This window comes from Eubacterium segne (genome assembly GCF_014287775.1).
In the GTDB taxonomy this organism is placed as follows: domain Bacteria; phylum Bacillota; class Clostridia; order Lachnospirales; family Lachnospiraceae; genus Eubacterium_G; species Eubacterium_G segne.
Window position 1 is genome coordinate 96790 of the sequence record NZ_JACOOZ010000003.1, and the last position, 24488, is coordinate 121277.

Sequence of the window (24488 nt, forward strand, 5' to 3'; positions counted from 1 at the left end):
CCTATTATTTCTCCAATCTATATTCCACAATTCTGTGTTCGTTCTGTCCCATACGACACATTTTCTTATAAGCAGCTTCTTTATCTTGATAAGCACCACCATGAGAATTGAACGTTATTTCACCTGTATTTATATTCTCTATCGCATACAATACTTCCGGTCTATTAACTCTTGCTAACTGTTCTGTTTTAATTTTATGTATGATTTTTGCCGTTTCATTTATTGCCTCAACCAAGTCTTGCATAGTTTTTTTTAAAATTACTATTATCCATTTATAACCACTCCTTTCTGCAACAAATAATTAGTGAACCGCAACCAAGCTAAAGACTTGCTTGCTTCCTAATCAATATCTCTAATGAGACAAGTTTACTTAGGCTATCTCGACAGTTCCTGCCGTTCTCATTCTCAAACCTTCATTGAGAATATTTATTGCTGCATTTATATCTCTTTCATGATGTATACCACAAATAGGGCAAGTCCATTCTCTTATAGATAATGCTTTTTTACCATCTTTGTGTCCACAATTAGAACATATCTGACTTGATGGATACCAAGTATCAATCTTAATAACTTCTCGACCATACCATTCAGCCTTATATTCCAACTGTCTTACAAATTCACTCCATGATACATCTGCTATTGATTTTGCTAATTTGTGATTACTCATCATATTTTTTACACGAAGATCTTCAAGTACAATCGTTTGATTTTCACGAATAATTCTTGTAGATAACTTATGTAAAAAATCTTTTCTCTGATTAGCAATCTTTTCATGTTGTTTTGCAACTTTTATTCTACATTTCTCTCTGTTGTTACTTCCCTTTTTACAACGAGATAAATCCTTTTGCAACTTTCTTAATTTCTTTTCAGACTTTCTAAGATATTTAGGATTTTCTATCATTTCTCCATCAGAAGTAATACAGAATTCTTTAATTCCAAGATCAATACCTATTTCATTATTACTAATAGGTAATTTTCCCTTCTCGTCTTGATTTACTAAAACAGAAACATAATATTTACCTGAAGGATTTTGAGAAACTGTAACAGATTTAATCAACCCTTCAAAATCTCTATGTTTCTTAACTCTAACTAAGCCAATCTTAGGAAGTTTAATATACCTGTCAGATACATAAATATTTCCACCTTGATTATTAGTAGTATAAGAGTGGTTATGATTTTTCTTACTCTTGAATTTTGGAAATCCTGCCTCTGGTCTTTTGAAGAAATTGTTATATGCTGTTTGTAAATTCATCTGTGCATTCGCTAACGCAAGTGAATCTACTTCTTTCAACCACTCAAATTCTTTTTTATATTGAGCAGGTGTATTATTAAGTTTCTTTTTGGTTTCTTTATAATATTCAATCTTATCTGAAAGCATACGATTATAGATGAATCGTACACATCCAAAGCATTTAGTAAAATATTCTTTTTGCTCTTTGTTAGGGTATAATCTATATTTATATGCTACTAATATCTATAATCACTTCCTTTCGTTTATACATTCTCTGTTATTATTCCTTTTATTTTTCGCATTCATCCACTAGGCTGAAGACCTAGTGGATTTCTGCTATAAACTTTTTAAAGTCATTCTTCATATAGGCAAAATTAATCTTTTGACTAGGACTGAAATTTGATTTTCCATTCTGGTAATCCTTAATCCAATTCACAAATTCTTCGTCTTTGTTTTCTCTTACCGCAAATCCCATAAGTCCGATTAATGCATTTTTACAGTTTATGTAGACAGGACTATCTATCCTAACGCAATCGTCAACCATGTCAGAATATAACTCGACATCTTCTGAATCAATTTCTGACGATACAGTTTCTTTACAGAACTCCAAAACTTGTTTATTTGGGTCATTTTTTACGTCTAACGGTGCATTTTCGTCATCAGATTCCAAATTATTTCCTAATGAAACAGCAGTTTCATTGTCTTCTTCTAAACTATTATTCTCCATTTCTGTTTCCATTTTTTCAAAATGTAAATATTTCTTCATTAAACATGTAATATGATTAATTTTACATTCAAGCACTGATTTGTCTTTTGTGTGCTTATTTACATCTAAATCATTCCATGTTGTTCCGTCGACTTCTATTTCTTTCATATTTGATACAAATTCATTTAAAAATTCACCAAATTTAGAATCTTCTAAACCATATTTTGTAAACTTATCAAAAACAACCATCCAAACTGCCATATCTTTCGATACGAATAAGTCTGAAATTTCCTTGTTATCAATCTTGTCCGAATATGGAGCAATGCGTTTAAAGTATTCTTCAATCTTCTTAAATTCATCTATTGACGAATTGTTATTTAAAAAGTCACACATTTTTTTAGGATCTTTTTTCCATTCATCTAAATAAAATACCGCCATAACAGACTCGCTAATAACTCTTTCCCAGATTCCTTTGTGCTTTTCGTTTTCTGTAAGTGCTGTTCCATCTTTAAGAAATATACTTGAGTCTTTAATTCTCTTAATTTCATTTGCAAATTTTCCGATATATGTAAGGGCTTTCTGTGATGGATTCATAGCAACATGACTGTTCATTATACTTACCAATGAAGAAGTTTCTTCTGAAGTACAGTCTTGATATATAGTTGTCATCAATGGGCATTTGTTAAATTGTCTTTTTAATTCATCAGGAAGATCATCATATGTTTTCTTTCTTAGATCAAATTCAACAGTTTCCCAAACTATATCTCCATTTTCATCACGAATAATTTTCCCGTTTTCATCAACTTTCTTCTTATTATAAGTAACGAATGGATTACGAATAAGAGTTGTGATTTTATATCCGCTATATTTAAATCTTCTAAGTGCTTCTGTTCTGTGTCCACCATCGACAACATATGTAATTGTTATTCCTGATTTATCTTCTTCTGCGAGAATTAAATTAGGAATACATATTTTTTGCGAGACTGCACTGTAAATTAAATTATTGACGCTTTCATTTGTCCAGCAGAAATCTCTTTGAACTGCCTGATCTGTTTTAATGGTTTCATTCTGTGCATCATCGATATACTGTCCTATCGTTGTTGGTTCTGTTCTAAATCCGTTCATATTATTTATCTCCTTATAAGTGATCTAATGATTCTTAAATTCTTTTCATCCATAATTGCTTTATGATTATCTTTATACATAGTTTCGTTTATATGCAACATTTCCTGTATTTCCTTTGGTAAGTATCCTTCACTTAAATATGTAAGTATTATTCTTTGAATCCTAGAGAGACGTGATAAGTATTCTTTCATTTCTTTACTATACTCTTCTTTAAAGACTTCTTCTTCTAAACTATAAGAAGAACTTATCCGCTCAAACATACTCAAACACTCTTCTGTTGGTGCATCGAGAGAAAAATCCGGAATAAATACTATATTTCCATTTTCATCTTCTATCATATTACTTCTGCATTTACGATTTTTATCACGAATATATGTTGCATATAATCTTCTGCTTAAAATATTGTAAAAAAACGTATTAAAAGATGCTCCTTTTGCATTATTTTCATCGTACTTCTCAACAGCTTTGTATAATAATAATTGTGCCAAACTAAAAATATCGTCATGGTCTTTTTCACTAATTCCACCCGTTCTGATTATAATTGGATAGCACACCATCTTTAATTTTTTCATATTATTATTACAATAGTCATAAATAATTTCCATTTGTTTCTCATTTAACTTTGTCATCTCATCACTCCTATCCTAGAAATCAAATAATTCTTTTAATACTCTTGGTTCATAAAAACGCTTGTCCATTCCTGCCACACATCTGTTGATCTCATCAGTAGCGGTTTCGGATATTTTCTTGCTAAGAATAATATTCAGAACACTCAATTCGTTCTTTATGCTTCTTCTTATTATTCTCCGTTCTTTTAACATTTTATATACCTTGTATCCTTGTGCAGCATTTAAGTTGCAAAACTCTATGTAATGAAGTAAATCGCAAATTTCCTTGTCGATGTTACTTAACTTTTGATTTAATTCTTCTTTCCTACGTAATGCATCGCTTGCCAATCCATTTAGATCAGAAATTTTGTCTAACCAACATTGGATATTTTCTGAAACCAAAACCTTTTCTGTATCTTTTAGTTCCTTGTCTGTTGCCGGTTTGATTTCCTTTGGCACTTCCTCACTCGTTTTTTCCACATAAAAAACTCCTCTTAACGCCTTCGCCAATGAACATTTTTGTATATTTTCAGCCTGTTTTTTACTAAAAATGTCCGCAAAAGACTCACATGAAGTAGGAACATACTTTCCATTCCTGTCCTTCATGATCCATCGAGTTCCGTCTGTAATGACATAGTTTGCCATCGAAACACCTCTTTCTTATTTAATTTTTTAAAATTTTTTGATAAATTTTGCAGAATTGCTAACGATTGCCAAGTCAAAATCTCACCTTTAACTTGACATTTTTGAATTAATATGTAATATTGGGGTTAGCAACGTACTGCGTTTAACGTATTTACGTTGTGTTTTATGTAATTTAGATAGGGTCTGTATTAGGTACTGCCAATACCTTTTACATCAAGACTCTATCTTTTTTTTGTATAATAAGATAATAGAACGTCCGTTCGATATTGTCAATGGTAAATTTTACCTTTTATTTTACAAGTCCAATAATAAGGACTTGTTCATTTAATTTGACCGAAAAAGTATCGTATTCAATGTTCCAACTGGCTTGTAATTAATCGGATCGACCTGTCTTGTTGTAAAACATCTCAACTGTGCAGCAAAATCATCACAAACCTTTGCAATTGTCTCTGCTTCCTGTAACAATTCTGAACATTCACAGAATTTTTTTTTAGTGAAACCAATATTGCAATCTTCCTGTTCAAGATATTGTCTAGATACAAGAACGATTGCGTCCTTTTTAACAACTTTTTTTGCTTCTTCGAGTGTCATTGCTACATAATCCATAATTATTATTCCTCCAAATCTCCAAAATTAGCATAGTATACTCTTTTTATATTTCTTTTATCTTCTATTGAAGATATGTACCCTAATTTCTTAATTATTCTCTCTTCTGAAACTTGTCTTAAACATTCTCCAAGTACCATACTATTAACTTTCAAGCCTTTTTCTACATCTTTTTCGAAAAGAAGATGTGTCGGTTGATCTAAGTGTTTAATTTTAGATGTTAATGGTGCTACTAATGTCGTTCCACTAAAATAATTTCCAATATCGTTTTGCAAAATAATTGCTGGTCGTTTTCCACCTTGCTCTCCGGCGAATTGTACTTTTCCAAAATCAACAAGCACTATATCGAATCTTTTATAATTGCCTTTCATTTCACATCCTCCTTTCTTATTTGTCTGTTTCTATATTCCACATTATATATCTTTTTATATTATATGTCAACATATATTATTGAAAAATACATTATTTTTTTGTATTATATATGTAAATAATATATAAGGAGATTTAAAATGTACAAACTCAAAGTAAGGGAACTATTAGAACAACAAGATAAAACGCCTTATTGGTTATCCAAACAAACAGGTATAGCCCCTAATAACATATTAAAGATCTGCAATGGGGAAACTGTTAATATTCGACTTGATACTATCAATAAACTTTGTGATGCTTTGAATTGTAAACCAGGAGACTTATTTACATTTGAAAAAGACGATACTAAATAAGTATCGTCTTTTACTACTACCCATATATAAATGATGTTCTTTTTTTGTTTGCTCTAATTCTTTCGTCTTCCAGACAAGCATATCTTTCAGTTATTCTTAAATCCGAATGAGCAAACATTGTCGATATATCTACAAGGGCTTGTGCTTTATCATCCGAATTTTTAATGTACTGATTAGCCATTGTTTTTCTAAGTCCATGTGTTCCAATTTTCTGTGGAATACCAGCTTCCTTCCTTGTTTTTTCCATTATTTCATACCAACTTTTTTCACCTATTTTAGAGCCTTTCTGACTTGTAAAAATATAATCATTTAGTTCCTGTGGTTTAACCATTCTATTACACCATTTCAACCAATCAACGAGTGCTTGAACAGAATCATCATTCCAATATAATTCTATATGTTTATGAGTTCTTTTTGTTTTTTCTGGAACATACTCTACTTTATTTTTAAAATTCCAATTTATATCAAAAATGTCAGACCATTTAAGGTTACAAAAATCTCCACCACGCAGCCCAATATCAATAGCGAATACAAACATTGTTAAATTTCTTCTTGCTATTGTCTCCTTTTTTATTGATGTTGCACTCTCCACCTTATTTTTAAATATATTATACACTCGCATTATTTCTTCACGATCTTTTAAACACCACATTTTTGTTGATCTTCCTATATTATCAACTTTTTTAACCCTGTTTATCGGAAATTGTACAACCTTTGATTCTATATTTCCCATTTTATTAAAATCTACTGCCAACACAATATCAACCTACCTTTCTATCATTATTATTCTCCATTGAATAATACATTTTCCTCATTTCTTTTGCTTTGTTCATTACTTCGTCAAAAGAATCGCAAAATCTTATTTCCACACACTTACAAATCTTTCCACACGAAAGACAATACAAATCTTTGATATGAAATTTTTCACGTTGGGATTTCCTTTGTATTCCTTGTGCTAACTTATTTTCCTGCAAGCAAGACAAACAAATGAATCTCGATTGCCTTTTAGGATTTCCATTTTTATATCTACTCAAATTTTACCACCTACTTTCTTATACTAAAAAAGAAGTGAAACAATCTTCACTTCTTTAATGTTTATTACTGTGTACAAAATTGCTGTTTTATTTATTTTAATTGACGTTATTGCAAAGCAACTCTTTCACTTAACGAAGTCATTCCTGCGAGACATTCTTGTTTTTTGTTTCTTTATGTACTCTTTAATATATCTCATATCATCAACATTGCATTTAATTATTCTCATTTGCTTTCACCTTTTCTATACATTCTGAATCGAACCAATACCAACCAAATTGACTATGTTTATTGTATTTTCCATCAATAATAATTCCAACACTATTTCCTGATATAGCTGCAATTTTCCCTTCTAAGCCAACTAATTCAGGATATTCACTTTCGGAAGATAATTGTCTTTTAGGTAAACAAATGATTTTTATTTTTCCTGGATAAATAAATTGTTCTATTTTTCTTTTCATATTTTCTCCTTTTCATATAATGAAATCGTCAATTCATGGTATTTTTAAATACCTTTACATTACGCTCTCAGCATAGCCAAGTTAATAATTGTTGGGTGTGAACCTGCACCCTCTATTCCTTTGCTAAACGCATCAGGAATTACCTTCTTTAATATTTGATATGCTCCATTTACATCTGCATTTATCTTCTTTCCGCAATCTGCAATGAATAATCCTCTATGAACTCTGCGTTCCTTATTATAATTCTCTTTTACAGGATCTTCATTATCAAGAAATGATGTTCCAGAAGTACATGCTTCCTCATTTTCTATAAATCTAATTCCATTATTCTCACATTTATATGCAAGCATCTGGATAAATAGTTCATAAGGAATATAAGTAAAATTCTGCATACCTTGTTTCTTTTGTTTCCATTCATCGTTGTGTCCTACAATCAATGTGTCAATTTCATATAAGACACACCAATCAACTACATACTTACTTATACAATGCATCTGATATTTAATCATTTCATATCGCTTGTCTGTAAGTTTCTGTAACTTGTTCGACCAATCTTTTCCGTTGACTTTCTTCAACTCTGACTGAATATTTGCTTTCTGTTTATTGTAAAACCGATTAATTGACTTAATAACTCCACCTTTAACAGCTATTGGATTTTCACCAATGTTGTTTACCATAGTTATGAAATTATCAACTCCAATATCAATGGCAGCTACTCTTTCAGAAGTTTCTGAAATGTCTGGCACTTCGATTTCATAGACGATTTCCATTACATACTTTTTACATCTAGGAATGAATCTGCATTGTAATATTCTTTCTTGTGCATTTGTCTTAAACATATTGTTGTATGGTTTAAATGGCTTCCATGCAAAATATACATATCCATCTTTCAATTTCACTTTGTTGCTATCAAGAGATAGTAAGAATCTTCCGTCTTTATCTTTATATTTTGGAATCTTTGGTCTACCTAAATATTTACTAGGATTTTTCTTCCAATCCTTAATTGCCTTGAAAAATGCTTTCCAATTTTTATCAAGTATCCTTAAAGTTCCTTGACCTGTATTATTTCCAATATCTTTGTATGGCTCTGACTCTTTTACAAGTTGAAATAATTGATTATATTTAATCCAGTTTCCATTATTTATAAATTCTTGACGAATAATATAATTCGCATAGTTGTATAAATTCTTTGACTTGAAACACATTTCATCAACAAATTTATAAAAATCAGTTCCATACTTTATATTATGCTGTTCACATCTTGTTATTTTCGTATCATATCATCTCCTTTCCATAGAAATTATATTGATAACGTTCTATAGAGTTATTCTCTCTTCTGACCGCACATTATCAAGAGCTTCGCATCTCCTTCACGGTAACTGTTCAAGGCAGTCAACCCTTTATTCAGTTGTCAATGTTCAACTGTAATAGGAATTTTCGAGTTGACTAACTCTTAAAAGATGATATAATAGAAATTAGTCAAACTCTGTGTTTGGCGGCTATGTAAAGTGGTGAATGTCTTTGGTCGGATGCTCACCACTTTTTTAGTTGTCTTTCTTTTTCTCCATATATTCCAGGATAGCTCGTCTTACTATTGCATTCATTTCACAACATTCTTTCTCAGCTTCCTTTTGAAGAAACTCTTTGATTTCGGGAGTTAGACCGACAACCAATTTTTCTGAAAATCTTTTCGGTCTTGCCATTCACAAATCCTCCTTACATTTTCCATTATACTCAACATTATTCATTTGTCAATACTTTTTTGGTAGTTTTTAATATCAATTAAATATCAAAAACCAAGTAAATCATTCTTTCATTATATCCTTAGTCCTTCGGTAATAAATCTCCTAAAGCATCCTTCCATTCTCCAAACTTCATACTTTACTGTACTTTTATCTTGATATTCAACATAAGCTACATTAGTTTCAAATCCTTCTATATCAATTAAATTTACATATCCAATTTGCAAATAATGTTCATCTTTTGGATCAATGCAAATAAGTACGTCTCCTTCATTCATAAAATCACCTCCAAAGGAAAGTTAAAGTTCATTAGCTTTCTGTAGTTGCAATATCAATTCTAACTCTGCAATTTCCGTTTTTAATTTCTTCATATTCAATAATGCATTAATAGCGTTATCTTCATAATTTGATTGCTCAATATTTTTCATATCAATTCTAAAATATTCTTGTTGATTTCCCAAATCTCGCTTCTTTGCAGCTAATCGCTGTTCCAATACGTCATTCATATTATTCACTCCTTCCACATGAAAACTTGGTTTCTTGTCACTTTAATATTCTCTGTTTTAATAAGTAATGGTGCTATAATTTATACAGCACCATTATCTTCTAAAAATTTTCTATACATATTTTCAATTCTATTCAAATCATCTTTGTGCAAATCACCGATTTTGAATATAAAGCTATCTTTTGTAAGTAGCGTTACTTTTGATACTCTCGCAGTTGAAGCCAATCTCAAACTCGCTTCTTCCCAATAGATAATAGGAGTATCATAAGGATCTTCTTTTCTTACCTTATGCTTTGTTATCTTGACAGATAATACACCAAGTAAATTTTCATCAAGTACCACAACAGGTCTATTCAGTATTCTACTTGGATCTTCTTCTAATGGAAATTCAACAAACCATACTTCTCCTTTGTTCATTATTCAATACCTCTTTCTTTTTTCATTTGCTCAAACATATCATCCCATTCTGATTCAGTTGCCCAATCGCCAACAGAAGATATTGTCGCTTTCCCTTCTTTATTGTAATTTGTATTTTTCATTGCTAACTGATATGATTTCAAGCCATATATTCCCGTATTCATATCAGGATGAAATGGTAAAGCCTGTTCTCTTACGGCTTGTTTAGCAGCCATTATAAAGAAAGTAGTCATGTCCATTCCAAGATTAGACATCAGCTCCTGTAATTGTGCTTTCAGTGCTTCATCAATTCTCATTGTTACATTTGTATTTGCCATATATATCACTCCTTTCTTTAATATTATTATATTCTCCGTTTTTATCACTGTCAATACATTGTTATAACATTGTACATAAAGCTATTATTTTTAATAAAATAATTCTTTAACAATTTTGCAAGTTTCAATATCCTGTGCATACCAATGACCATTTAACTGAATTATTCTGTATTTTAATCCCATTCAATCTATCTCCTTTTCTATAAAAGGTTAATCTGTTTCCTCTATTCTACCTTCCAAATCATAAATAACTTCCTGTAACGTTTGCATTCTTACAATAAGCATATTATTAGCATTAGGTGCGTCATCACCATTATCAATGATACATTTCTCACATCTTTTAATTTCCTTTTCCAATTCACTAATATATTCTCTTATCATACCTTGCACACCAACCAAATCTGGTTGATTTTCGTATTTATATAACTTTTCCAATGGTATCTGCATAGCATCATTTGCCTCAAAATTAGCTTCAACATACGCATACATTTCTCTTGGCTTTGAAGCAAAATCCCCTAAATTCCATTGTATTTTCTTTACTATTTTTTCCATTATATCACCTCAATATTATATTCTCCATCATGTCAGAAACGGAACTGCCTTACGACAATTCCATTCCAAATGAATCTATTATTTCATATACAAAAGGAAGCATTGCTGCTCCCTGTTATTTTAAAATTTCGTTTTCTTTTTCATATAATGTTAATAACATTGTTGCCGTCATTCTTCGCATTTTTTCTGTAGAAGTTAATTTGAATTCGTGTTCCGGATCATTTTTATCCACAAAATTATAATCCTTGTAGATTGTGACTCCTTGTAATTCTTCTGTTACAACTTCAACAATCATATCTCCACCAAATTCTGCAATGTCCTGTTTTAATTCTTCAATTAAGCACGCACAATCGTAACTTACATTGATTCCTTCATCGTTAATGAATCCCATTCTTTATCTCCCTTAATATTTATATTTTCCATTTTCGTCAAAATCATCACATTCAATTTCAATGCGTTCGTCCTCGCCTTCTCTTTCAAAATTTTGATAATAAGCATTTCCTTTTTGTTCAGAAATCAAAAGCCATAACTCTTCGTCAGTTAAGTCTGGTTTACTATCAATAAATTTTTGAATTTTTTCGTAATCCACATCTCCATCTTCATTCTGAAATTCTATGTCCCTTTCTGTTTTATTATATTTTTCGAGAATGGTGTGTTCATACACATCGTAATCATAACTATCAATAATTTCTTCATTCATAAGCAAATTGAATAATTCATAAAAACTATTTGCTTTATATTTACGTTTCCAAATTCCATTAGTTGATTTGCCACTCCAATATATCGTACTCATAATTTTCCTCCTAAATTTCTAATTCAAATTGTTTAATAACTTCATCAAGTGTTTTATAACCTTGCCAATCTTTTCCTCTGGTTATCACATTAACCGTTGTATACTTGCAACCTTTATGTCTTGCATCTAACTCTGTAGTTAATGTTATCCAATTTCCTGTGTTTCTAGTTTTTTCTTCCAACGCTTTCTTTACTTTTTCAAATTTTGTCATATTAATCTACCTTCTTTCTTAATTATTTTTTATCTTTATCACCTTTTTTTATAAAATACTCACCACGAATATATTTACGTTTAGCATAATCATTGCCATACTTGTTTATATCAAGAAATTGCTGATTTATATCAAATTCTGTATCTTCCGGCTGCTCCGGTTCATGTAGCCAAAAATAAATCTCCTCGATATGTCCCATAACGTAGCCTACTCCAATACCTAATATTATTGTTATAATCTCTGCCATTCTTTTATTCCTCCTAAAATTTTTTATTTAATTATACTGCCCAATAAGTCCTATAAAAAGGACTTAATACTCATATTTGAAGCATATTTTAATTTATTTTATTATATCATTAAAGTTATATTAAATCTACTCACAATCCATTTTAACCTCCTCTCTAAATATGACTTTCAACTCAATTTTTTCTCCCAATATTCATTTGCTTCCTTTGAGCCTCTAATATATAGCGCCACTTGTTTGCCTTTCTGAAAACACTTAGGACAAAGTTTCCCATGATAAGGCATCTCATCATCAATGGAATACATTCTGTTTCCACAATCAGTGAAAAAGAATGTTCCATGTCCGTTCTCTTCTGGTAAAACTCTATGTGTTTTTATATTTTAGTAATACGGTTCATATCCAGATTCCATACTTCCCCGCTTACGTTCAATCGCATAACTTTCACCTTCACCAATATATTTACCATCTCTGAAAATATAATTTGCATTTTCTCTAATCCAAGGATATTCTGGATTGTCTTTGTTCTCTTCCAGACATTCCTGCCAGATTTTTTCAAAATCTTTTCTGCACTGACGTTTGCTTTTTCTTTCAGATGCTACCAACTGATTTCCTGGATAATAATATCCACCTTCAGCCGGTTCATATATTGGATATTCCTCATAATGACTTATGTATCTCATAGTAAACACCTACCTTTCACTTGAATTTTCCGATTCATTAGTTTTCTTTAATCCAATTCTTTACATATTCAACAGCCTTATCTTTTTCAAAAGTTCCATGACTATGACCATCTGTATAACACTCTTCTTCAAAAATGCATTCGGCAACGATTGAATCAAGCTCATGTGCATTTTCTCTTGCGGTATTATATTTATTTAACATATCATCATAACTTTCGTAATAAGAAGATATTGCCATTTCTATTTCATCATCACTATAATCATTTAAGTCAACCAAACCTGAGCAAACGACATAATCATTTTCTGAATCATTTGGACATGTATCAATCCAAAGTGCTTGAATAAATTTATATCTTCTTTCTCCTAATGGTTTACACCACTGCAAATCGTCTGTTTTGTACCATTCGTTTGACATATAATCGACCTCCATTCTGTCAAGAAATCCTCATTTCATTCTATTCGGCAGGACATTCAAAACAACAAATGTTAGCCTCTTCATAAGTTAATGTAAATATCATATCCCTTTCTCCGTCTGTATTTTTTAATACAATATAGTCTTCTTTTACATCGATAATTTTGCAGGTTTCCCCATCCATGCATACTAAACCGCTTGTGGTGTACAAATCGTAATATCCAACATCTCCGTTTTCATTATTTTCTGTATTAATCCATCCACATTCAGTACCAAAATTGCTTTCGTATAATGTTTTAATGCTTACAGTTACTTCTTCGCCTGTTATATATCCAATCTTGCAGTTGCAAATTTCGCTATAATCAAAGCAAGTTCCTGTGTATGATTCAAAGAAGTTATCACATAATCTTTTGATTCTTACATTGTAGTGTTCTCCCTTATAATCAAAATCAACACGCATATTTTCTAAAAATTCCTTATTTCCATCTGTTAATATTTTTCTTAAATACATAATAATTCCTCCATTCTTCCAAAGAAACTCTTGTTTACTCTTCTTTTTCTTCAACATCATAAGTACAATCAATTCCGTTGTTATCAAGCCCTGCACTAACTGCTCTTTCTACATCTTCTACTGATGAGTTATCATATATTTCAATAGTTACTGTAATTGTTTTCATATCTTATCACTCCTTTCTTATAATTTTATCTTTTCATAATTGGGAATCATCTGAATAAATTCATCATCAAATTCGCTTAATCCACCACTTGCAAATACATATTTTGCTACATCTGGAACAAATATCATAAGATTATCAGGATATTTTCTTTCATCCTTAATTGCAAAATATCCTCTTTCTTTTACATCATCGTCTTCAAAGTAATAACCAAAAATCATTTCTATTAAATTTTTCATTGATGTTTCTGGTTCGTATTTCTGTTCTCGGATCCATGCAGCCATATAATCGTAATCACACCATTTTTCTTTTGGGTATTTACTATAATCTTTTTCTTCCGTCCATTCACCTGTCCACTGATTTACCATATTAATCACTCCTTTCTCTTCAAGAAACAGTTCTTTCAACTGGGTTTAAATTTCTACAAATACACAATATTGTTTATTATCATTCATATATCTTTTTAAATCCTTTTCTGTTCCATTTCCTGCTTTAAATGCATTTTTAATTCTTTCTTTTGTCCATTTCATAAAATATCCATCTTTAATCGCTTTTTCTCTTGATTCTTTTGTATCTCCACCATATACTTCATTTAATATTTTCTTGCTTATTTCACATATCATTATCAATCACCTCATTTTAATCTTCATAAAAACTACGTTTCGCTTGCATTAATTCACCATATCTCGCTTCTGATAATATCTGCCATCTACCTAAACTATGATCCGATCTCACATTCTTTGTGAATTTTCTAACGTCATCCCAAAATGTTTCCATATTGTGCAATGTATTCAATTTCTTAATTTTTGCATAATCTGCATTTTCCATAACATAACTTTCTAACATATCCCTCAACCTCACTTTCTATGCTATCTGCCTTGCTATGTCTTCAATGTTTCCATCCATTACAATCACAGCATCTTTGTTGTCAGGATGTTTATCCATAAAATCTCTCAATCCTTCAAACTGCTTGTTGTCTGCGTTTTCAATCATCTGCCTTACATCTTTATTGTGCAGCTTAATCAGATAAACCTTTTCATAATACTGTTTGAATAACAGATTTTTCTTTTCACAATACTGCTTAATCAAATCAATCTGTTTCTGTTCTTCTTCTCTGATTGCTTCAACTCTCGCCTTCTCATTGGCTTCTGCCTGTTCTTTTCGCTTACGATTTCCAATCAGATGATTAAATAATGAGTTTGTTTCACACAGATCCTTAATAACTGCATTGTCAATGTCATATGTATCAGGATTATCTTTATCAATCCACCATAAAAAATTATCAATCGTCCTATTGAAATTCTCTTCAAAGATACATCTGTTACCAAGATTTCTGTTGTAGATTTCCTCTCCGTTTCGCTCAATCCGTAATGATGTATATACATTTTCATCCGGTTTATTATTATAGATAGTCCATTCATATCTATCCTGTCTGCCATATACGGTTAATCCATATGCACTGTATAACTGTTTCTTTTCATTCTTTAAATATAAAAGTCCCATTCTGTTCTCCTTTCCAATAAATAAGACAGACACACTTGTTTACATCTGCCTTTATATTCTCCAATTTACCATTCATCTTCGTCCCAATATTCATCGTCATATTCATCATTGCTCCAACCCTGATAAGGATCACTTAATGATGGGGAAACATCTTTATATTCCATTTTTTTTGTGGTTATTTTAATTGGATATTTTAAAGTTGTGTTATCTTCATCGTAACAAGCCATTATAATTCCAAGATAACGGAGTTCACAATCAATTTCTTTTCCTTCGTAATATGCCTGTAAATTTTCAATATCCTTTTCGCATGTGTTACATTTCCATTTCCCTTCTTTAATTTTGTTGATAATCTCCGGTATAATTTCCTTGTTCCATTCAGGAATCAGATTATATACATCATATTCTCCGAAATCTCCATAGCCATCATAACAACTTTCATAGATTGCTTTTCCATATTTCTCCTGAAATGGTTTTGGTACAAGTAAATATGTCTCTGCATATACATTATCTAATAACTGTTTATTTGTATCTGAATAAATCCAACTAAATTGTCCCATATTATCACCTTTTACCTTTCTAAAATTTCACTGTAAATTACAATTTCCTGCTAATCTTCTAATATCCAATTACCAACTTTATTTCCGTTGATATCCATTATGTAACCAGCTTGATATCCGTATTCAAGTTTTTCTTCAATCTCTTTTAAATTTCGTCTTAACTCATATGCACTTCTATCAAGCTCGCCATCTTCATCTCTATAAGCTGCTCCACCTGTTTTAATCTCAATTTTCAACATAACACTCGACCTTCCTTTCAATTCTAAATCTCGTATTTTCTGGATGTATTTCATAAATCAATTTACACCAATTTTCATCCTTAATACATTCACTCAAATACTTGTTATCAGGCGTAAAATAATATGCCTTATGACCTTCCTTTGGTGAATCCTCTGTTGTATCTTTCCATTTTGTAATAATCACCATTTCATACTTTTTATTTCCGTCATATAAAGTACCAGCTAAATGAGCTGTATATAATTTGTATTTACTCATATCAATTACCAATCCTTTCTCTCCATTTCTTAATTCTTACGGGATAATTCACATTCTCTTTGTATGTTTTTAACTGCACTTTTGCATCTGCTCTGTCTTCACAATTACATTCAATATTCCATCCATAACCACAATTTCCTTCGATTGCGTAGCAATCTTTTGTTCTTCTCTTATATGCCATTATCGTAATCCCTCCTCTGTATATTCTGCATAACTAATATGCCATCCTTCGTCTTTATGTCTCTCTAACAACTGCTTTAATTCATCATCCGAATATCCAGCTTTCCAACCTACAATATATCCATTCTTATCTCTTATACATAATTCCACATCTTTTTTCATATCAATATTCCTCCTCATAAAATTTAATTGTTCTTTCCTTTTCAGCTTCATATTTCGCTTTATCAGTAAACAATGTGAGATAAATATCTCCCTCTGTATATGTAAACACTGCCATCTGTTCATCTGAATAAGCATAAGAACTATATCCGTCTACCTGAACTAAATCGAATTTGCATTTCTTTGCAAACTGGTAACTTAAATCGGACATCCAATGTCCACCTAACATGTAATTACCATTTCTATCTTCTGTCTCTTCCATGAAGTTTACATTTGCAATCCGTTTTGTATCTTCATTTAGTGAATATGCGGATAAATCTAAGTCTGCAATTTCATATTCGCTTTCTACTTTCTTCACTCCAAGTTTTCCAATTAATTCAAAATATTCATTTCTCGGAACATATTTCATACTAATCAACCTGCCTTTCTAATCTCTCCAACTTCTTGTTACTGTGTCATATAAAGCTCCGTTTGCATCCTGGTATTCATCGTCTTCTGAATATGTGAATACATAGCATTTATGACCATTAATATTTTTTGTTTTTCTTTCACCATATAAGATTGCATATCTTTCTCTGAAACCTGCACTATCACACATTTCTCTCATTTCTTCATCTCTCTTTGGATTTCCGCAAGCTGCTTGCACACATCCGTATAACCATCCATTCAGATAATCAATATTATAACAATACTGTCTCCATGAATCTGAATCATCAGTGAATACATAGAAGCTCTCTCCATCGTCTCCTCTTGTAATCCGTGGCTTGCCAAAGTTTGCAATAAATGCCTGTAAATTGTCTTTAACAATTTCCATTTCGTTTTTTGTAAAATCATACATAATCATTTCCTCCTTGTAATAAAATAGGCAGCTAGGTATTTATTCTCCTAACTGCCTTTGCGTTTGCGTTATTTTTGTTTAGTTACTAAATTGAATTAATTCAAGATATTTTCTCTGTAGTTTTTCATTTGTAACTGTTCTGCCTGTCCGTGTTTCAAGTATATAATTCTTTTTATTTGATATACTTACATCAAATAACCTGTCCCCATTATTAAAATAATAGGTTTTCCCTTGAGTTCTAACAACTTTTAATCCATATTTCAAATAGTCATTATAATTATCTGCGTCAGCTTTATCTGTAAAATAGATTACTTTATTCTTATCTTTTACTTCATACATTTATATCATCGCTCCTTCCAAAGAAATCTTAGTTTCAATTGTCGTCTCCATCTTCGATTAATTCTTCGCATTCAGGACAACACAAGCATTTCTCTTTTTCGTTAAATGCTAAGTCAACTATCCCAAAATTTGTGTCCCATCTATATCCACAAGCGGGACATTCTGATGTGTTTTCATCTATTATAATTTTGTAACCCATATTTGCCTCCAATCTTCTAAAGAAATGCGAATTTTATTACCAATTCATCACAGTACAACATTCTTCTGTTTTTAATCCGTTTTCTTTACAAAATCCCTCTGCTTCTTCCCACGCAGTAAAAGATATAACGTTTGGTTCTTCATCTTCTGTATCATTCCATGTTACATATACCATTTTTATACCTACCTTTCTAATCTAATGAAACACGCATTTATTTAGTTATATTCTGGTAGTGTTTGCAATTCTTACACTCGCTACATTCACACCTAATTCCCTTATCTGCATTTATTTTGTAAATACATTCAGGTTCTTTATCTAATGGCATTTTATACCTCCATTTCCCTTATTATAAGTGACTCTTGTATCAAAATGATATTCTTTTAATTTTGTTTCATCTAATTTCAATACACCGTAAGCAATCATATCGTTTAATTCATCCATTCTGATAAAACACCCGTTAGAATTGTTTTCAGATACATTAAAATCTGAAGGATACATTCTATCCATAATTATTACCTCCTTATAAAATATCCATTTTATGATATTGTCTCCCTCCTTTTACTTAATAAATGCTAAAATGTTATCTTTTTTCCTGCCATATAACCGGCAAGGTGTCTCATGTGCTTCTGCATTCTTAATGTCGATTAGTTCAACAGTTTCGATCCAATGCGGATACCTTCTATTACCCTGATTATACGACACCTTTAAAGCTAAATATAAGGGTTTACCGGGCTTCCGCTCTCTTGCTTTTCTAATTCCTTCTATAACATTTTTTTCCTTTGCTTCCTGTAAAATTCTACAATGTGAATATGGAATATTTTCCACTGATTTTTCCGCCATCTGATTAATTTTTTTATAATCTTTTAATGTTATTGTTTTCATTTTAAAACCTCCTACCATCTCAATATCTCTTCTTTCCGTTGTATCTGTATAAGTCTTTGAAAATCATTTTCACCCATCAAACAAGCTGCTTTATGTCCCAGTTTTACAATCACAAATAACTTTCCATGTCTATAATAGCGATTAATAACTTTGATTTTATTCATTTTTACCTCCTCTTAACTTTTCTATTGTTTGATTTAACTTTCCAATGCCACAAATATATTTTTTACCTTCCATAAAAATAGCATAGTGATCAGATTCTCTTTTTACTTCCATGTTTTCATTAATGTATATATGCATTGATTCCACCTCCTTATTTTTCCTTAACGCTTATAATTACATCATCTGTTATATTGTTTTTTGTTCCGTTGTCGTGTATTTTTAATATGTATGTTTTACCCTTTTTAAATTTTCCACTATATCCCCATGCGTTCCCATCCTCCGTATAAAAGGTATTTATTCCTTTTATTTTTCCAGCATATATGGCTTTTTCTGTGCGTTCTGTTACATATTTGTAATAATTTCCTTCTGTTTTTATGTCGCTTTGAATTGCGTAAGTTGTGTTTTGAATATTTAAAAATTTTCCAATACATAGAATTAATAAAGCAGTGGCGGCGATCATTCCTGCTGTCGCCGCCCTATTTACTAATTGATGTTTACGCTCTCTAACTGTCATTTTTCTACCTCCTGACTCCTGAATTTTTTTATAAATTATATTTATTAAGTGATAAATTTCCGTTTTTACAATATTCATTCATTAATTTAATCGCATCTAACTCATATAATTGTGTTGTATATATGCAAGTTACTAAAAAGTTTTTTATAGTTTTTGCCGTTATGTCATTGATTAAATTATATTTTTTTAAAATTTTATCCATCTTTTTTTCTGCTTGTATTGCATTCATGTTTTTACCTCCTTTTATAAAATTCATTCAATGCTTCATTTATCCATATAGATTTTACCTGCTGAAATTCTGAACCGTAAATAAAGTCTAAAGCGTCACAAAATGCTTCATATTGTGCCAATTCGGTACTATCAAAAATGCTTTTTTGGAAAGAATTATATTTTGAACAATTCAAATGCAATTCTTTAAAATATTCTTTACATTCATTTAATTTTTTCATTTTTCTACCTCCAATTTTCAAAAAATAAAAAGCAACCTATAAAATTTATAGATTGCTTTATAAAGTGTTATTTAGTTGTTTTATTAATTAAATGAAATACATTTCCCCATTGATCTCTAAAGCGATGGCATCCTGCTTTAACTCTTCCTTAAGTTCTGTACAAAGATCTATCACTTTATCGATTCCGTTTTGTAAGTCGTTCTCGTTACAATATGCGAAAACTGTTGTACTTTTTTCTTTAACTAATCCGGCTGTCGGTGACTTCCAATAGCCGAGTGTGGTCGTTGCTGTTGCTCCACCGAATAGATCAGACATTAGAGACGCTACACGGTCAACGTATGGAGTATTGTCTATTTCTTCATTAATATTGATGGTTGCCGGAACGATAACAGTTACCTTGCTGCTAAGTTTAAATAAATTCTGAAGTTTTGAGTTTTTAATCATTGCTTGATCCTCCTAAATTGTTTTTATTATATAATTTTATTAGTTATTTATGCAAGCGATTTATTAGCATTTTTCAAGGGATATGACTAATTTTTATATTGATATGTTTAATCTTTGCGATCCCTTCCATACAGTCAGGATATACCAGATATAAAAACGTCTCACGTTTGTTACTTTTATAAATCGTTTGCATCTTATAATTAATAAAATTTGTTTAGTGCCATTAATTAGCTGTATTCTTATGGGGTTGTATCTTATACTCTACCCGATGGACAGCTTGCCATGCCTATATTTTGATAACGGAGGTAGTTAGGCATCCTCCAAGCTATTAGGTTATCATTGTGCATAAAAGGCAAGTTGTAATTGAATACCACGGCTTGACCGCTTGCCTGATATATTATTCTCTCTTAGTGCTGTGTTAGCTTGCCGTTTAGATACTTGTATTCAACACTGTTGATTGAGAATAAAACATAATCAATTGAGCTGTTAGAATCTGCCTCTAAAAGAGTGATACTTTTAAGAGTTGGCTCAAATCCATAGTTCTTTTTCATTTCATTTTTAACAAATTTTTTAATATCGTTTTTTGTCATAGTGACGACCTCCTTTTATTGACACCTTGCAGCTTGTTTTTATAGAACAGCCGTTCGTTTTGGTGTGTTTCCCTTTCTTTATCTTATATAAGTATTATACTATACTTATATTGAAATATCAATACTTTTATTGATAAAATAGTATACAAAGATCAATACTTTTACCATTATATTTTTGTGCATATTGACATATTAAAAATAGTATTGTATAATCAATATTAATTTTATATAAGAGGAGTAAAAGCAATATGAGATATAATGGTGATATAATGGAGATCATGAAAAAGATTGAACATATTAAAATTGACGAAAATATAACGAATAAAGATATTTCAGAAAAGACCGGAAAGAGCAAGCAAACTGTAAGCAATTTATTAAATGGGCAATCTAAAAACATAACCTTAGACACCTTAAAAAACTTAAGCGATGCTGTGGGCTATGATCTTATTATTGATTTTAAGAAAAAATAAACAAATGGATCATATAAACATGATTAGATCAGATCATAGATAAAAATAAATTAATAATGACCTGCTGCGATTGTGAGCTAAGTTATGTTAATAAGTTTATAAGCCGGCTTAAAGTTAAGCGGAAAAAATGTTAATAACTATGTTAATAACTATGTTGTGAAAAATGTTAATAATGTTAATAACTTTTGTTGCAAATGCAACGCTTGTATATCGAACTTTATATTGATTCACTACACCCCAGATCGCCATGGATCACCTAAAGACATTTACTTATATTACATAGTATTAAAAACTACATTTCATAGTTTTATCTTTTATAAAATCGGTAAAAATAACATAAGTACCGATTTTTATATTTTTTTACTTAAAAACAAAGGTTTGTATTCTGGTTTTGTTTATTTTTTTGATTATGTCCGGGGGGGTGGGTTTACATTTTAAAAACCGACACAATCCCGGAAAAATCGCTTATCTGTTCCACTCACACATAACTCAAATTTTTCATCGTCATTTTGCACAAAATTTCTACCACCAACTTCGACAACTACTTCGATAATTCCATAGTATTTTTCAAAAACTTCATATAAATACCCATTTTTTCATATTATGCAATTTGCACAAAACCTATCATAAAAATTTTGTATGTTCAGGGAATACGTAAAATTCCTTTAAAAATAAACAATTTATCGAACAACGTTAAATTTATTTCAAAAGCCAAATCAAAAATCAACAACATTTCCTCTTCTGTCTTTTAAAATTACAAATATTTAAAGCTAAAATTAGATTCAAACCATATGTTCCATCGAACCATTATGCAAAACCACTAATAATAATCACGTCCAATTATGCAAAAATTACTCCAATTTCGCATAGAGATTTTTTTAAAAACGCCACATCTATCCACAAAGCAAAAATAACCTATTTTTTCACTTTTTAACCTTAATCAATAAAATACTCACTCGATTCATAAAAATCAAAATTAGGCACCATTTTTTACGTCACAAATATATTCCTACCAAATTATCTTTGTGTATGTTTCACAAATATATTTTATAATTAGATTTATTTTTGTATATTATGTACAATTCCATTCACTTTGCGTAATACAACATCAAAAATAAAAGAAAAAAGAGAATAATTATATAAACAAAATAAATTTAAGGAGGTTCTTTTAAATGGACTATAGTGAAACATTTACTTATGTGGACAAAAATGATAGTATTGGAATAAATGATAAGGAGGTTAATAATTATATGGATATTTACGATTACATGTATTGGGAAGATTATAATGCTCAAATACAAGCACTTGCTGAAAAGGCTTTACCTGAAAAATGGAGTTTTGAAGATAAAGAAGACAACTCAATATTAAAAAATTATTTAAAAGACACGTTTAATAAATTACAAGATGAAGGAAAAGTTATTGAAACAGATACATATTGTGTATTTAATACCGGATTATTTTCACATTATTATGTTCCTATTTATGTTTATGGTGAGCTAAATAAAAATACAACAGAAAATGCTGCTAGATGGTACTTTAAAGGATTTAAAGATGAATACGAATTAGGAAACATGGACATAGAAAGTGATTTTCCTGAAAGAGCAGATTATTTTTCTAATCCTGATAGATTAGTATTCAATTGGCATTACAAAATAAATATTAATTATAAACATATTCTTGATGATTTAAATACATCTCAGCGTTTACCGGATTCAATTAAAAATAGTGACACTCCATTAGAGACATTAAGTGGAGTTATAACCAAAGCAATTCAGAAAGTAACTGCAAATTATAAATTAGCTGTTCCACATTATTATCAAAATAAAATACAGCTTCTTATTCCATTATATTTTGGTAAAAATAAAAATCCTAGTATCGCATTAGTTTTAAATTTAATGAAAAATGGATATTATCAAGCAACTACTTGTTTATCAATGGAAATGGCATATATGGATGCAAGGTTAATAGCAAAACCAGAATCCAATTGGTTAATAGTTGAAAATATAATTGAAACAGAGTGATAAAAGCAAATAAGTTTAAGTAAAATAGAAAGACAGGTTGATAATTCAGTCTGTCTTTTTCTTTGCCAAAAAATATTAACAAATAGAGAATATATAAATATAAGAATAAAACTATGTAAAACAAAAGGAGAAAATCTTATGAGTTTAAAATTAATCACAACGGAAACATTCAATAATTTACCATGTAACTTCTACAGAAATACAAATGATGACATACTTCTTACAAGAGAACAAATTGGGCAAGCATTGGAATATGCTAATCCACAGAAAGCAATTGATAATATTCACTCTAAACATAGAGATAGGCTAAATGAATTATCAGTTACCACCAAACTAAGGGCTACTGACGGAAAATGTTATAACACAATGCTTTATACAGAGCGAGGAATAATGGAAATATGCCGTTGGTCTCGACAAAGAAACGCTAACCTCTTCATGGATTGGGTATGGGATATTGTGGAAAATTATAGACACAATAACTTTAATACAACTCCAAATATGCAACCATTAGTAGATAACTTGACTACTCTCACTTCTACTTTGTTGCAAATGCAACAAGATATAAACATATTAAAAGAAGAATCTACAAAGAAAGCAATTCCTGAGAAGAAATATTCACGTTGGAAAACAAAAATATTTGAAAAACTAAGAGTTTTAATGGATTTCGTAAATAGTAACTCTAATGAAGAATTAAAATTATCAGATATTATTCATTTAGTAATACAAGAAACAGAAGATACATATGACATTGAAGTTAATGATTATGTACAAATGTATAAACAGGAATTTGGATTGGAAACAAATCCTTATGCAATAGATGTTATTAATTATTATAAAGATATAAAAGATATGTTTGATTGTACTCTTCTATCATTAATGAATAGATTTAATCTTCAGGTAGAACCAAATCAAAAAAGAGAAAATATATTTGATGTATTAGCAGCAAATATATAACTATTGATGAAATGGATGGAGAATAATATAAATGAAAAATAAAACAACT

The 24488-nt window shown here is 30.3% G+C and carries 51 protein-coding genes; 4 read left to right on the top strand and 47 right to left on the bottom strand.

Translation table 11 applies throughout. The features are described from left to right. Nucleotides 1–4: 4 nt before the first annotated feature. The 7 genes from H8S00_RS04990 to H8S00_RS05020 all read right to left on the bottom strand — a co-directional run bounded on the left by H8S00_RS04990 (nucleotide 5) and on the right by H8S00_RS05020 (nucleotide 5292). Nucleotides 5–244: a hypothetical protein gene (locus tag H8S00_RS04990; RefSeq protein WP_186840124.1), complete on the bottom strand. Its 240-nt coding sequence runs from the start codon at nucleotides 242–244 to the stop codon at nucleotides 5–7. A 126-nt stretch (nucleotides 245–370) separates the two neighbouring features. Continuing rightward, nucleotides 371–1474, bottom strand: coding sequence for an IS200/IS605 family element RNA-guided endonuclease TnpB (gene tnpB / locus H8S00_RS04995; RefSeq protein WP_186840281.1), 1104 nt, complete (start codon nucleotides 1472–1474; stop codon nucleotides 371–373). 79 nt (nucleotides 1475–1553) lie between these two features. Further along, nucleotides 1554–3062 (bottom strand): hypothetical protein, encoded by a 1509-nt coding sequence (locus tag H8S00_RS05000; RefSeq protein WP_186840125.1) that lies wholly within the window; start codon nucleotides 3060–3062, stop codon nucleotides 1554–1556. Nucleotides 3063–3067: 5 nt separating this feature from the next. Then, on the bottom strand, nucleotides 3068–3691 hold the full coding sequence (locus H8S00_RS05005; protein ID WP_186840126.1) for an RNA polymerase sigma factor: 624 nt from the start codon (nucleotides 3689–3691) through the stop codon (nucleotides 3068–3070). A gap of 15 nt (nucleotides 3692–3706) precedes the next feature. Then, complete coding sequence (locus H8S00_RS05010; protein WP_186840127.1) at nucleotides 3707–4315, bottom strand: hypothetical protein; 609 nt, start codon at nucleotides 4313–4315, stop codon at nucleotides 3707–3709. 324 nt (nucleotides 4316–4639) lie between these two features. After that, on the bottom strand, nucleotides 4640–4921 hold the full coding sequence (locus H8S00_RS05015; RefSeq protein WP_186840128.1) for a hypothetical protein: 282 nt from the start codon (nucleotides 4919–4921) through the stop codon (nucleotides 4640–4642). A 5-nt stretch (nucleotides 4922–4926) separates the two neighbouring features. Beyond that, nucleotides 4927–5292 carry a type II toxin-antitoxin system PemK/MazF family toxin gene (locus tag H8S00_RS05020; protein ID WP_186840129.1) on the bottom strand — a complete coding sequence of 122 codons (366 nt, stop codon included), beginning with the start codon at nucleotides 5290–5292 and terminating at the stop codon, nucleotides 4927–4929. A 138-nt stretch (nucleotides 5293–5430) separates the two neighbouring features. Between H8S00_RS05020 and H8S00_RS05025 the strand changes: the two genes are divergently transcribed. Continuing rightward, complete coding sequence (locus H8S00_RS05025) at nucleotides 5431–5643, top strand: helix-turn-helix domain-containing protein (RefSeq protein WP_186840130.1); 213 nt, start codon at nucleotides 5431–5433, stop codon at nucleotides 5641–5643. A 16-nt stretch (nucleotides 5644–5659) separates the two neighbouring features. On the opposite strand, the gene H8S00_RS05030 is transcribed toward H8S00_RS05025, so the two are convergent. The 40 genes from H8S00_RS05030 to H8S00_RS05220 form a co-directional block, all read right to left on the bottom strand. After that, complete coding sequence (locus H8S00_RS05030) at nucleotides 5660–6397, bottom strand: tyrosine-type recombinase/integrase (RefSeq protein WP_186840131.1); 738 nt, start codon at nucleotides 6395–6397, stop codon at nucleotides 5660–5662. 493 nt (nucleotides 6398–6890) lie between these two features. After that, the gene (locus H8S00_RS05035; RefSeq protein WP_186840132.1) at nucleotides 6891–7136 is read right to left on the bottom strand and encodes a hypothetical protein; all 246 of its coding nucleotides are present in this window, start codon (nucleotides 7134–7136) and stop codon (nucleotides 6891–6893) included. A gap of 59 nt (nucleotides 7137–7195) precedes the next feature. Next, nucleotides 7196–8341 carry an RNA-guided endonuclease InsQ/TnpB family protein gene (locus H8S00_RS05040; protein ID WP_207721405.1) on the bottom strand — a complete coding sequence of 382 codons (1146 nt, stop codon included), beginning with the start codon at nucleotides 8339–8341 and terminating at the stop codon, nucleotides 7196–7198. A gap of 339 nt (nucleotides 8342–8680) precedes the next feature. Continuing rightward, nucleotides 8681–8839, bottom strand: coding sequence for a DNA-binding protein (locus H8S00_RS05045; protein ID WP_186840133.1), 159 nt, complete (start codon nucleotides 8837–8839; stop codon nucleotides 8681–8683). A gap of 113 nt (nucleotides 8840–8952) precedes the next feature. Continuing rightward, on the bottom strand, nucleotides 8953–9156 hold the full coding sequence (locus H8S00_RS05050; protein ID WP_186840134.1) for a hypothetical protein: 204 nt from the start codon (nucleotides 9154–9156) through the stop codon (nucleotides 8953–8955). A gap of 21 nt (nucleotides 9157–9177) precedes the next feature. Then, nucleotides 9178–9384 (bottom strand): hypothetical protein, encoded by a 207-nt coding sequence (locus H8S00_RS05055; RefSeq protein ID WP_186840135.1) that lies wholly within the window; start codon nucleotides 9382–9384, stop codon nucleotides 9178–9180. Nucleotides 9385–9464: 80 nt separating this feature from the next. Continuing rightward, complete coding sequence (locus H8S00_RS05060; protein WP_186840136.1) at nucleotides 9465–9800, bottom strand: type II toxin-antitoxin system PemK/MazF family toxin; 336 nt, start codon at nucleotides 9798–9800, stop codon at nucleotides 9465–9467. After that, nucleotides 9800–10117: a type II toxin-antitoxin system RelB/DinJ family antitoxin gene (locus tag H8S00_RS05065; RefSeq protein WP_186840137.1), complete on the bottom strand. Its 318-nt coding sequence runs from the start codon at nucleotides 10115–10117 to the stop codon at nucleotides 9800–9802. The genes H8S00_RS05060 and H8S00_RS05065 overlap by 1 nt, the downstream gene beginning before the upstream one ends. A 210-nt stretch (nucleotides 10118–10327) precedes the next feature. Then, a complete protein-coding gene (locus H8S00_RS05070; RefSeq protein ID WP_186840138.1) occupies nucleotides 10328–10669 on the bottom strand; it encodes a hypothetical protein in 342 nt (113 codons plus the stop codon). Nucleotides 10670–10784: 115 nt separating this feature from the next. Continuing rightward, a complete protein-coding gene (locus H8S00_RS05075; RefSeq protein WP_186840139.1) occupies nucleotides 10785–11060 on the bottom strand; it encodes a hypothetical protein in 276 nt (91 codons plus the stop codon). 12 nt (nucleotides 11061–11072) lie between these two features. Continuing rightward, a complete protein-coding gene (locus tag H8S00_RS05080) occupies nucleotides 11073–11462 on the bottom strand; it encodes a hypothetical protein (protein ID WP_186840140.1) in 390 nt (129 codons plus the stop codon). Between the two features lie 10 nt (nucleotides 11463–11472). Then, entirely contained in the window at nucleotides 11473–11673 is a 201-nt protein-coding gene (locus H8S00_RS05085; protein ID WP_186840141.1) for a hypothetical protein, read from the bottom strand. 22 nt (nucleotides 11674–11695) lie between these two features. Then, the gene (locus H8S00_RS05090; RefSeq protein ID WP_186840142.1) at nucleotides 11696–11920 is read right to left on the bottom strand and encodes a hypothetical protein; all 225 of its coding nucleotides are present in this window, start codon (nucleotides 11918–11920) and stop codon (nucleotides 11696–11698) included. A 377-nt stretch (nucleotides 11921–12297) separates the two neighbouring features. Continuing rightward, nucleotides 12298–12597 (bottom strand): hypothetical protein, encoded by a 300-nt coding sequence (locus H8S00_RS05095; protein WP_186840143.1) that lies wholly within the window; start codon nucleotides 12595–12597, stop codon nucleotides 12298–12300. 37 nt (nucleotides 12598–12634) lie between these two features. Continuing rightward, complete coding sequence (locus tag H8S00_RS05100) at nucleotides 12635–13012, bottom strand: hypothetical protein (RefSeq protein ID WP_186840144.1); 378 nt, start codon at nucleotides 13010–13012, stop codon at nucleotides 12635–12637. 40 nt (nucleotides 13013–13052) lie between these two features. After that, the gene (locus H8S00_RS05105) at nucleotides 13053–13520 is read right to left on the bottom strand and encodes a hypothetical protein (protein ID WP_186840145.1); all 468 of its coding nucleotides are present in this window, start codon (nucleotides 13518–13520) and stop codon (nucleotides 13053–13055) included. Between the two features lie 34 nt (nucleotides 13521–13554). Beyond that, on the bottom strand, nucleotides 13555–13686 hold the full coding sequence (locus tag H8S00_RS13945) for a hypothetical protein (protein WP_279287348.1): 132 nt from the start codon (nucleotides 13684–13686) through the stop codon (nucleotides 13555–13557). A gap of 17 nt (nucleotides 13687–13703) precedes the next feature. Next, entirely contained in the window at nucleotides 13704–14051 is a 348-nt protein-coding gene (locus H8S00_RS05110; RefSeq protein WP_186840146.1) for a hypothetical protein, read from the bottom strand. 45 nt (nucleotides 14052–14096) lie between these two features. Further along, nucleotides 14097–14306, bottom strand: a complete 210-nt coding sequence (locus tag H8S00_RS05115; RefSeq protein ID WP_186840147.1) for a hypothetical protein — start codon at nucleotides 14304–14306, stop codon at nucleotides 14097–14099. A 16-nt stretch (nucleotides 14307–14322) separates the two neighbouring features. Next, on the bottom strand, nucleotides 14323–14529 hold the full coding sequence (locus H8S00_RS05120) for a hypothetical protein (RefSeq protein WP_186840148.1): 207 nt from the start codon (nucleotides 14527–14529) through the stop codon (nucleotides 14323–14325). Nucleotides 14530–14547: 18 nt separating this feature from the next. Further along, nucleotides 14548–15186, bottom strand: coding sequence for a hypothetical protein (locus H8S00_RS05125; protein WP_186840149.1), 639 nt, complete (start codon nucleotides 15184–15186; stop codon nucleotides 14548–14550). 65 nt (nucleotides 15187–15251) lie between these two features. Next, a complete protein-coding gene (locus H8S00_RS05130) occupies nucleotides 15252–15743 on the bottom strand; it encodes a hypothetical protein (RefSeq protein WP_186840150.1) in 492 nt (163 codons plus the stop codon). A gap of 50 nt (nucleotides 15744–15793) precedes the next feature. Next, a complete protein-coding gene (locus H8S00_RS05135) occupies nucleotides 15794–15982 on the bottom strand; it encodes a hypothetical protein (RefSeq protein WP_186840151.1) in 189 nt (62 codons plus the stop codon). Then, nucleotides 15969–16238 carry a hypothetical protein gene (locus H8S00_RS05140; protein ID WP_186840152.1) on the bottom strand — a complete coding sequence of 90 codons (270 nt, stop codon included), beginning with the start codon at nucleotides 16236–16238 and terminating at the stop codon, nucleotides 15969–15971. Before H8S00_RS05140 ends, H8S00_RS05135 begins: the two co-directional genes overlap by 14 nt. 1 nt (nucleotide 16239) lies before the next feature. Further along, on the bottom strand, nucleotides 16240–16419 hold the full coding sequence (locus tag H8S00_RS05145) for a hypothetical protein (protein WP_186840153.1): 180 nt from the start codon (nucleotides 16417–16419) through the stop codon (nucleotides 16240–16242). Beyond that, nucleotides 16419–16580, bottom strand: coding sequence for a hypothetical protein (locus H8S00_RS05150; RefSeq protein WP_186840154.1), 162 nt, complete (start codon nucleotides 16578–16580; stop codon nucleotides 16419–16421). The genes H8S00_RS05145 and H8S00_RS05150 overlap by 1 nt, the downstream gene beginning before the upstream one ends. A gap of 1 nt (nucleotide 16581) precedes the next feature. Beyond that, complete coding sequence (locus H8S00_RS05155; RefSeq protein ID WP_186840155.1) at nucleotides 16582–16986, bottom strand: hypothetical protein; 405 nt, start codon at nucleotides 16984–16986, stop codon at nucleotides 16582–16584. Nucleotides 16987–17004: 18 nt separating this feature from the next. Then, nucleotides 17005–17415 (bottom strand): hypothetical protein, encoded by a 411-nt coding sequence (locus H8S00_RS05160; RefSeq protein WP_186840156.1) that lies wholly within the window; start codon nucleotides 17413–17415, stop codon nucleotides 17005–17007. A 78-nt stretch (nucleotides 17416–17493) separates the two neighbouring features. Further along, the gene (locus H8S00_RS05165) at nucleotides 17494–17754 is read right to left on the bottom strand and encodes a hypothetical protein (RefSeq protein ID WP_186840157.1); all 261 of its coding nucleotides are present in this window, start codon (nucleotides 17752–17754) and stop codon (nucleotides 17494–17496) included. A gap of 34 nt (nucleotides 17755–17788) precedes the next feature. Then, nucleotides 17789–17953 (bottom strand): hypothetical protein, encoded by a 165-nt coding sequence (locus H8S00_RS05170; RefSeq protein WP_186840158.1) that lies wholly within the window; start codon nucleotides 17951–17953, stop codon nucleotides 17789–17791. A gap of 36 nt (nucleotides 17954–17989) precedes the next feature. After that, nucleotides 17990–18127 carry a hypothetical protein gene (locus tag H8S00_RS05175; protein WP_186840159.1) on the bottom strand — a complete coding sequence of 46 codons (138 nt, stop codon included), beginning with the start codon at nucleotides 18125–18127 and terminating at the stop codon, nucleotides 17990–17992. Nucleotides 18128–18268: 141 nt separating this feature from the next. Next, entirely contained in the window at nucleotides 18269–18460 is a 192-nt protein-coding gene (locus H8S00_RS05180; RefSeq protein ID WP_186840160.1) for a hypothetical protein, read from the bottom strand. Nucleotides 18461–18511: 51 nt separating this feature from the next. Further along, complete coding sequence (locus tag H8S00_RS05185; RefSeq protein WP_186840161.1) at nucleotides 18512–18835, bottom strand: hypothetical protein; 324 nt, start codon at nucleotides 18833–18835, stop codon at nucleotides 18512–18514. A gap of 11 nt (nucleotides 18836–18846) precedes the next feature. Further along, on the bottom strand, nucleotides 18847–18999 hold the full coding sequence (locus H8S00_RS05190; protein ID WP_186840162.1) for a hypothetical protein: 153 nt from the start codon (nucleotides 18997–18999) through the stop codon (nucleotides 18847–18849). After that, nucleotides 18992–19135 (bottom strand): hypothetical protein, encoded by a 144-nt coding sequence (locus tag H8S00_RS05195; RefSeq protein WP_186840163.1) that lies wholly within the window; start codon nucleotides 19133–19135, stop codon nucleotides 18992–18994. The genes H8S00_RS05190 and H8S00_RS05195 overlap by 8 nt, the downstream gene beginning before the upstream one ends. A gap of 13 nt (nucleotides 19136–19148) precedes the next feature. Next, the gene (locus H8S00_RS05200) at nucleotides 19149–19511 is read right to left on the bottom strand and encodes a hypothetical protein (protein WP_186840164.1); all 363 of its coding nucleotides are present in this window, start codon (nucleotides 19509–19511) and stop codon (nucleotides 19149–19151) included. A 28-nt stretch (nucleotides 19512–19539) separates the two neighbouring features. Further along, a complete protein-coding gene (locus H8S00_RS05205) occupies nucleotides 19540–19740 on the bottom strand; it encodes a hypothetical protein (RefSeq protein WP_186840165.1) in 201 nt (66 codons plus the stop codon). 4 nt (nucleotides 19741–19744) lie between these two features. Further along, nucleotides 19745–19960, bottom strand: coding sequence for a hypothetical protein (locus tag H8S00_RS05210; protein WP_186840166.1), 216 nt, complete (start codon nucleotides 19958–19960; stop codon nucleotides 19745–19747). Between the two features lie 87 nt (nucleotides 19961–20047). Further along, nucleotides 20048–20404 (bottom strand): hypothetical protein, encoded by a 357-nt coding sequence (locus tag H8S00_RS05215; protein WP_186840167.1) that lies wholly within the window; start codon nucleotides 20402–20404, stop codon nucleotides 20048–20050. Nucleotides 20405–20811: 407 nt separating this feature from the next. Next, entirely contained in the window at nucleotides 20812–20994 is a 183-nt protein-coding gene (locus H8S00_RS05220) for a hypothetical protein (RefSeq protein WP_186840168.1), read from the bottom strand. Nucleotides 20995–21242: 248 nt separating this feature from the next. On the opposite strand from H8S00_RS05220, the gene H8S00_RS05225 reads away from it, so the two are divergent. From H8S00_RS05225 to H8S00_RS05235, 3 genes are all read left to right on the top strand, one after another. After that, a complete protein-coding gene (locus H8S00_RS05225; protein WP_186840169.1) occupies nucleotides 21243–21464 on the top strand; it encodes a helix-turn-helix domain-containing protein in 222 nt (73 codons plus the stop codon). A 1172-nt stretch (nucleotides 21465–22636) separates the two neighbouring features. Next, nucleotides 22637–23485: a DUF3825 domain-containing protein gene (locus H8S00_RS05230; RefSeq protein WP_186840170.1), complete on the top strand. Its 849-nt coding sequence runs from the start codon at nucleotides 22637–22639 to the stop codon at nucleotides 23483–23485. A gap of 138 nt (nucleotides 23486–23623) precedes the next feature. Continuing rightward, nucleotides 23624–24439 carry a BRO family protein gene (locus H8S00_RS05235; protein ID WP_186840171.1) on the top strand — a complete coding sequence of 272 codons (816 nt, stop codon included), beginning with the start codon at nucleotides 23624–23626 and terminating at the stop codon, nucleotides 24437–24439. Nucleotides 24440–24488: the final 49 nt, after the last annotated feature.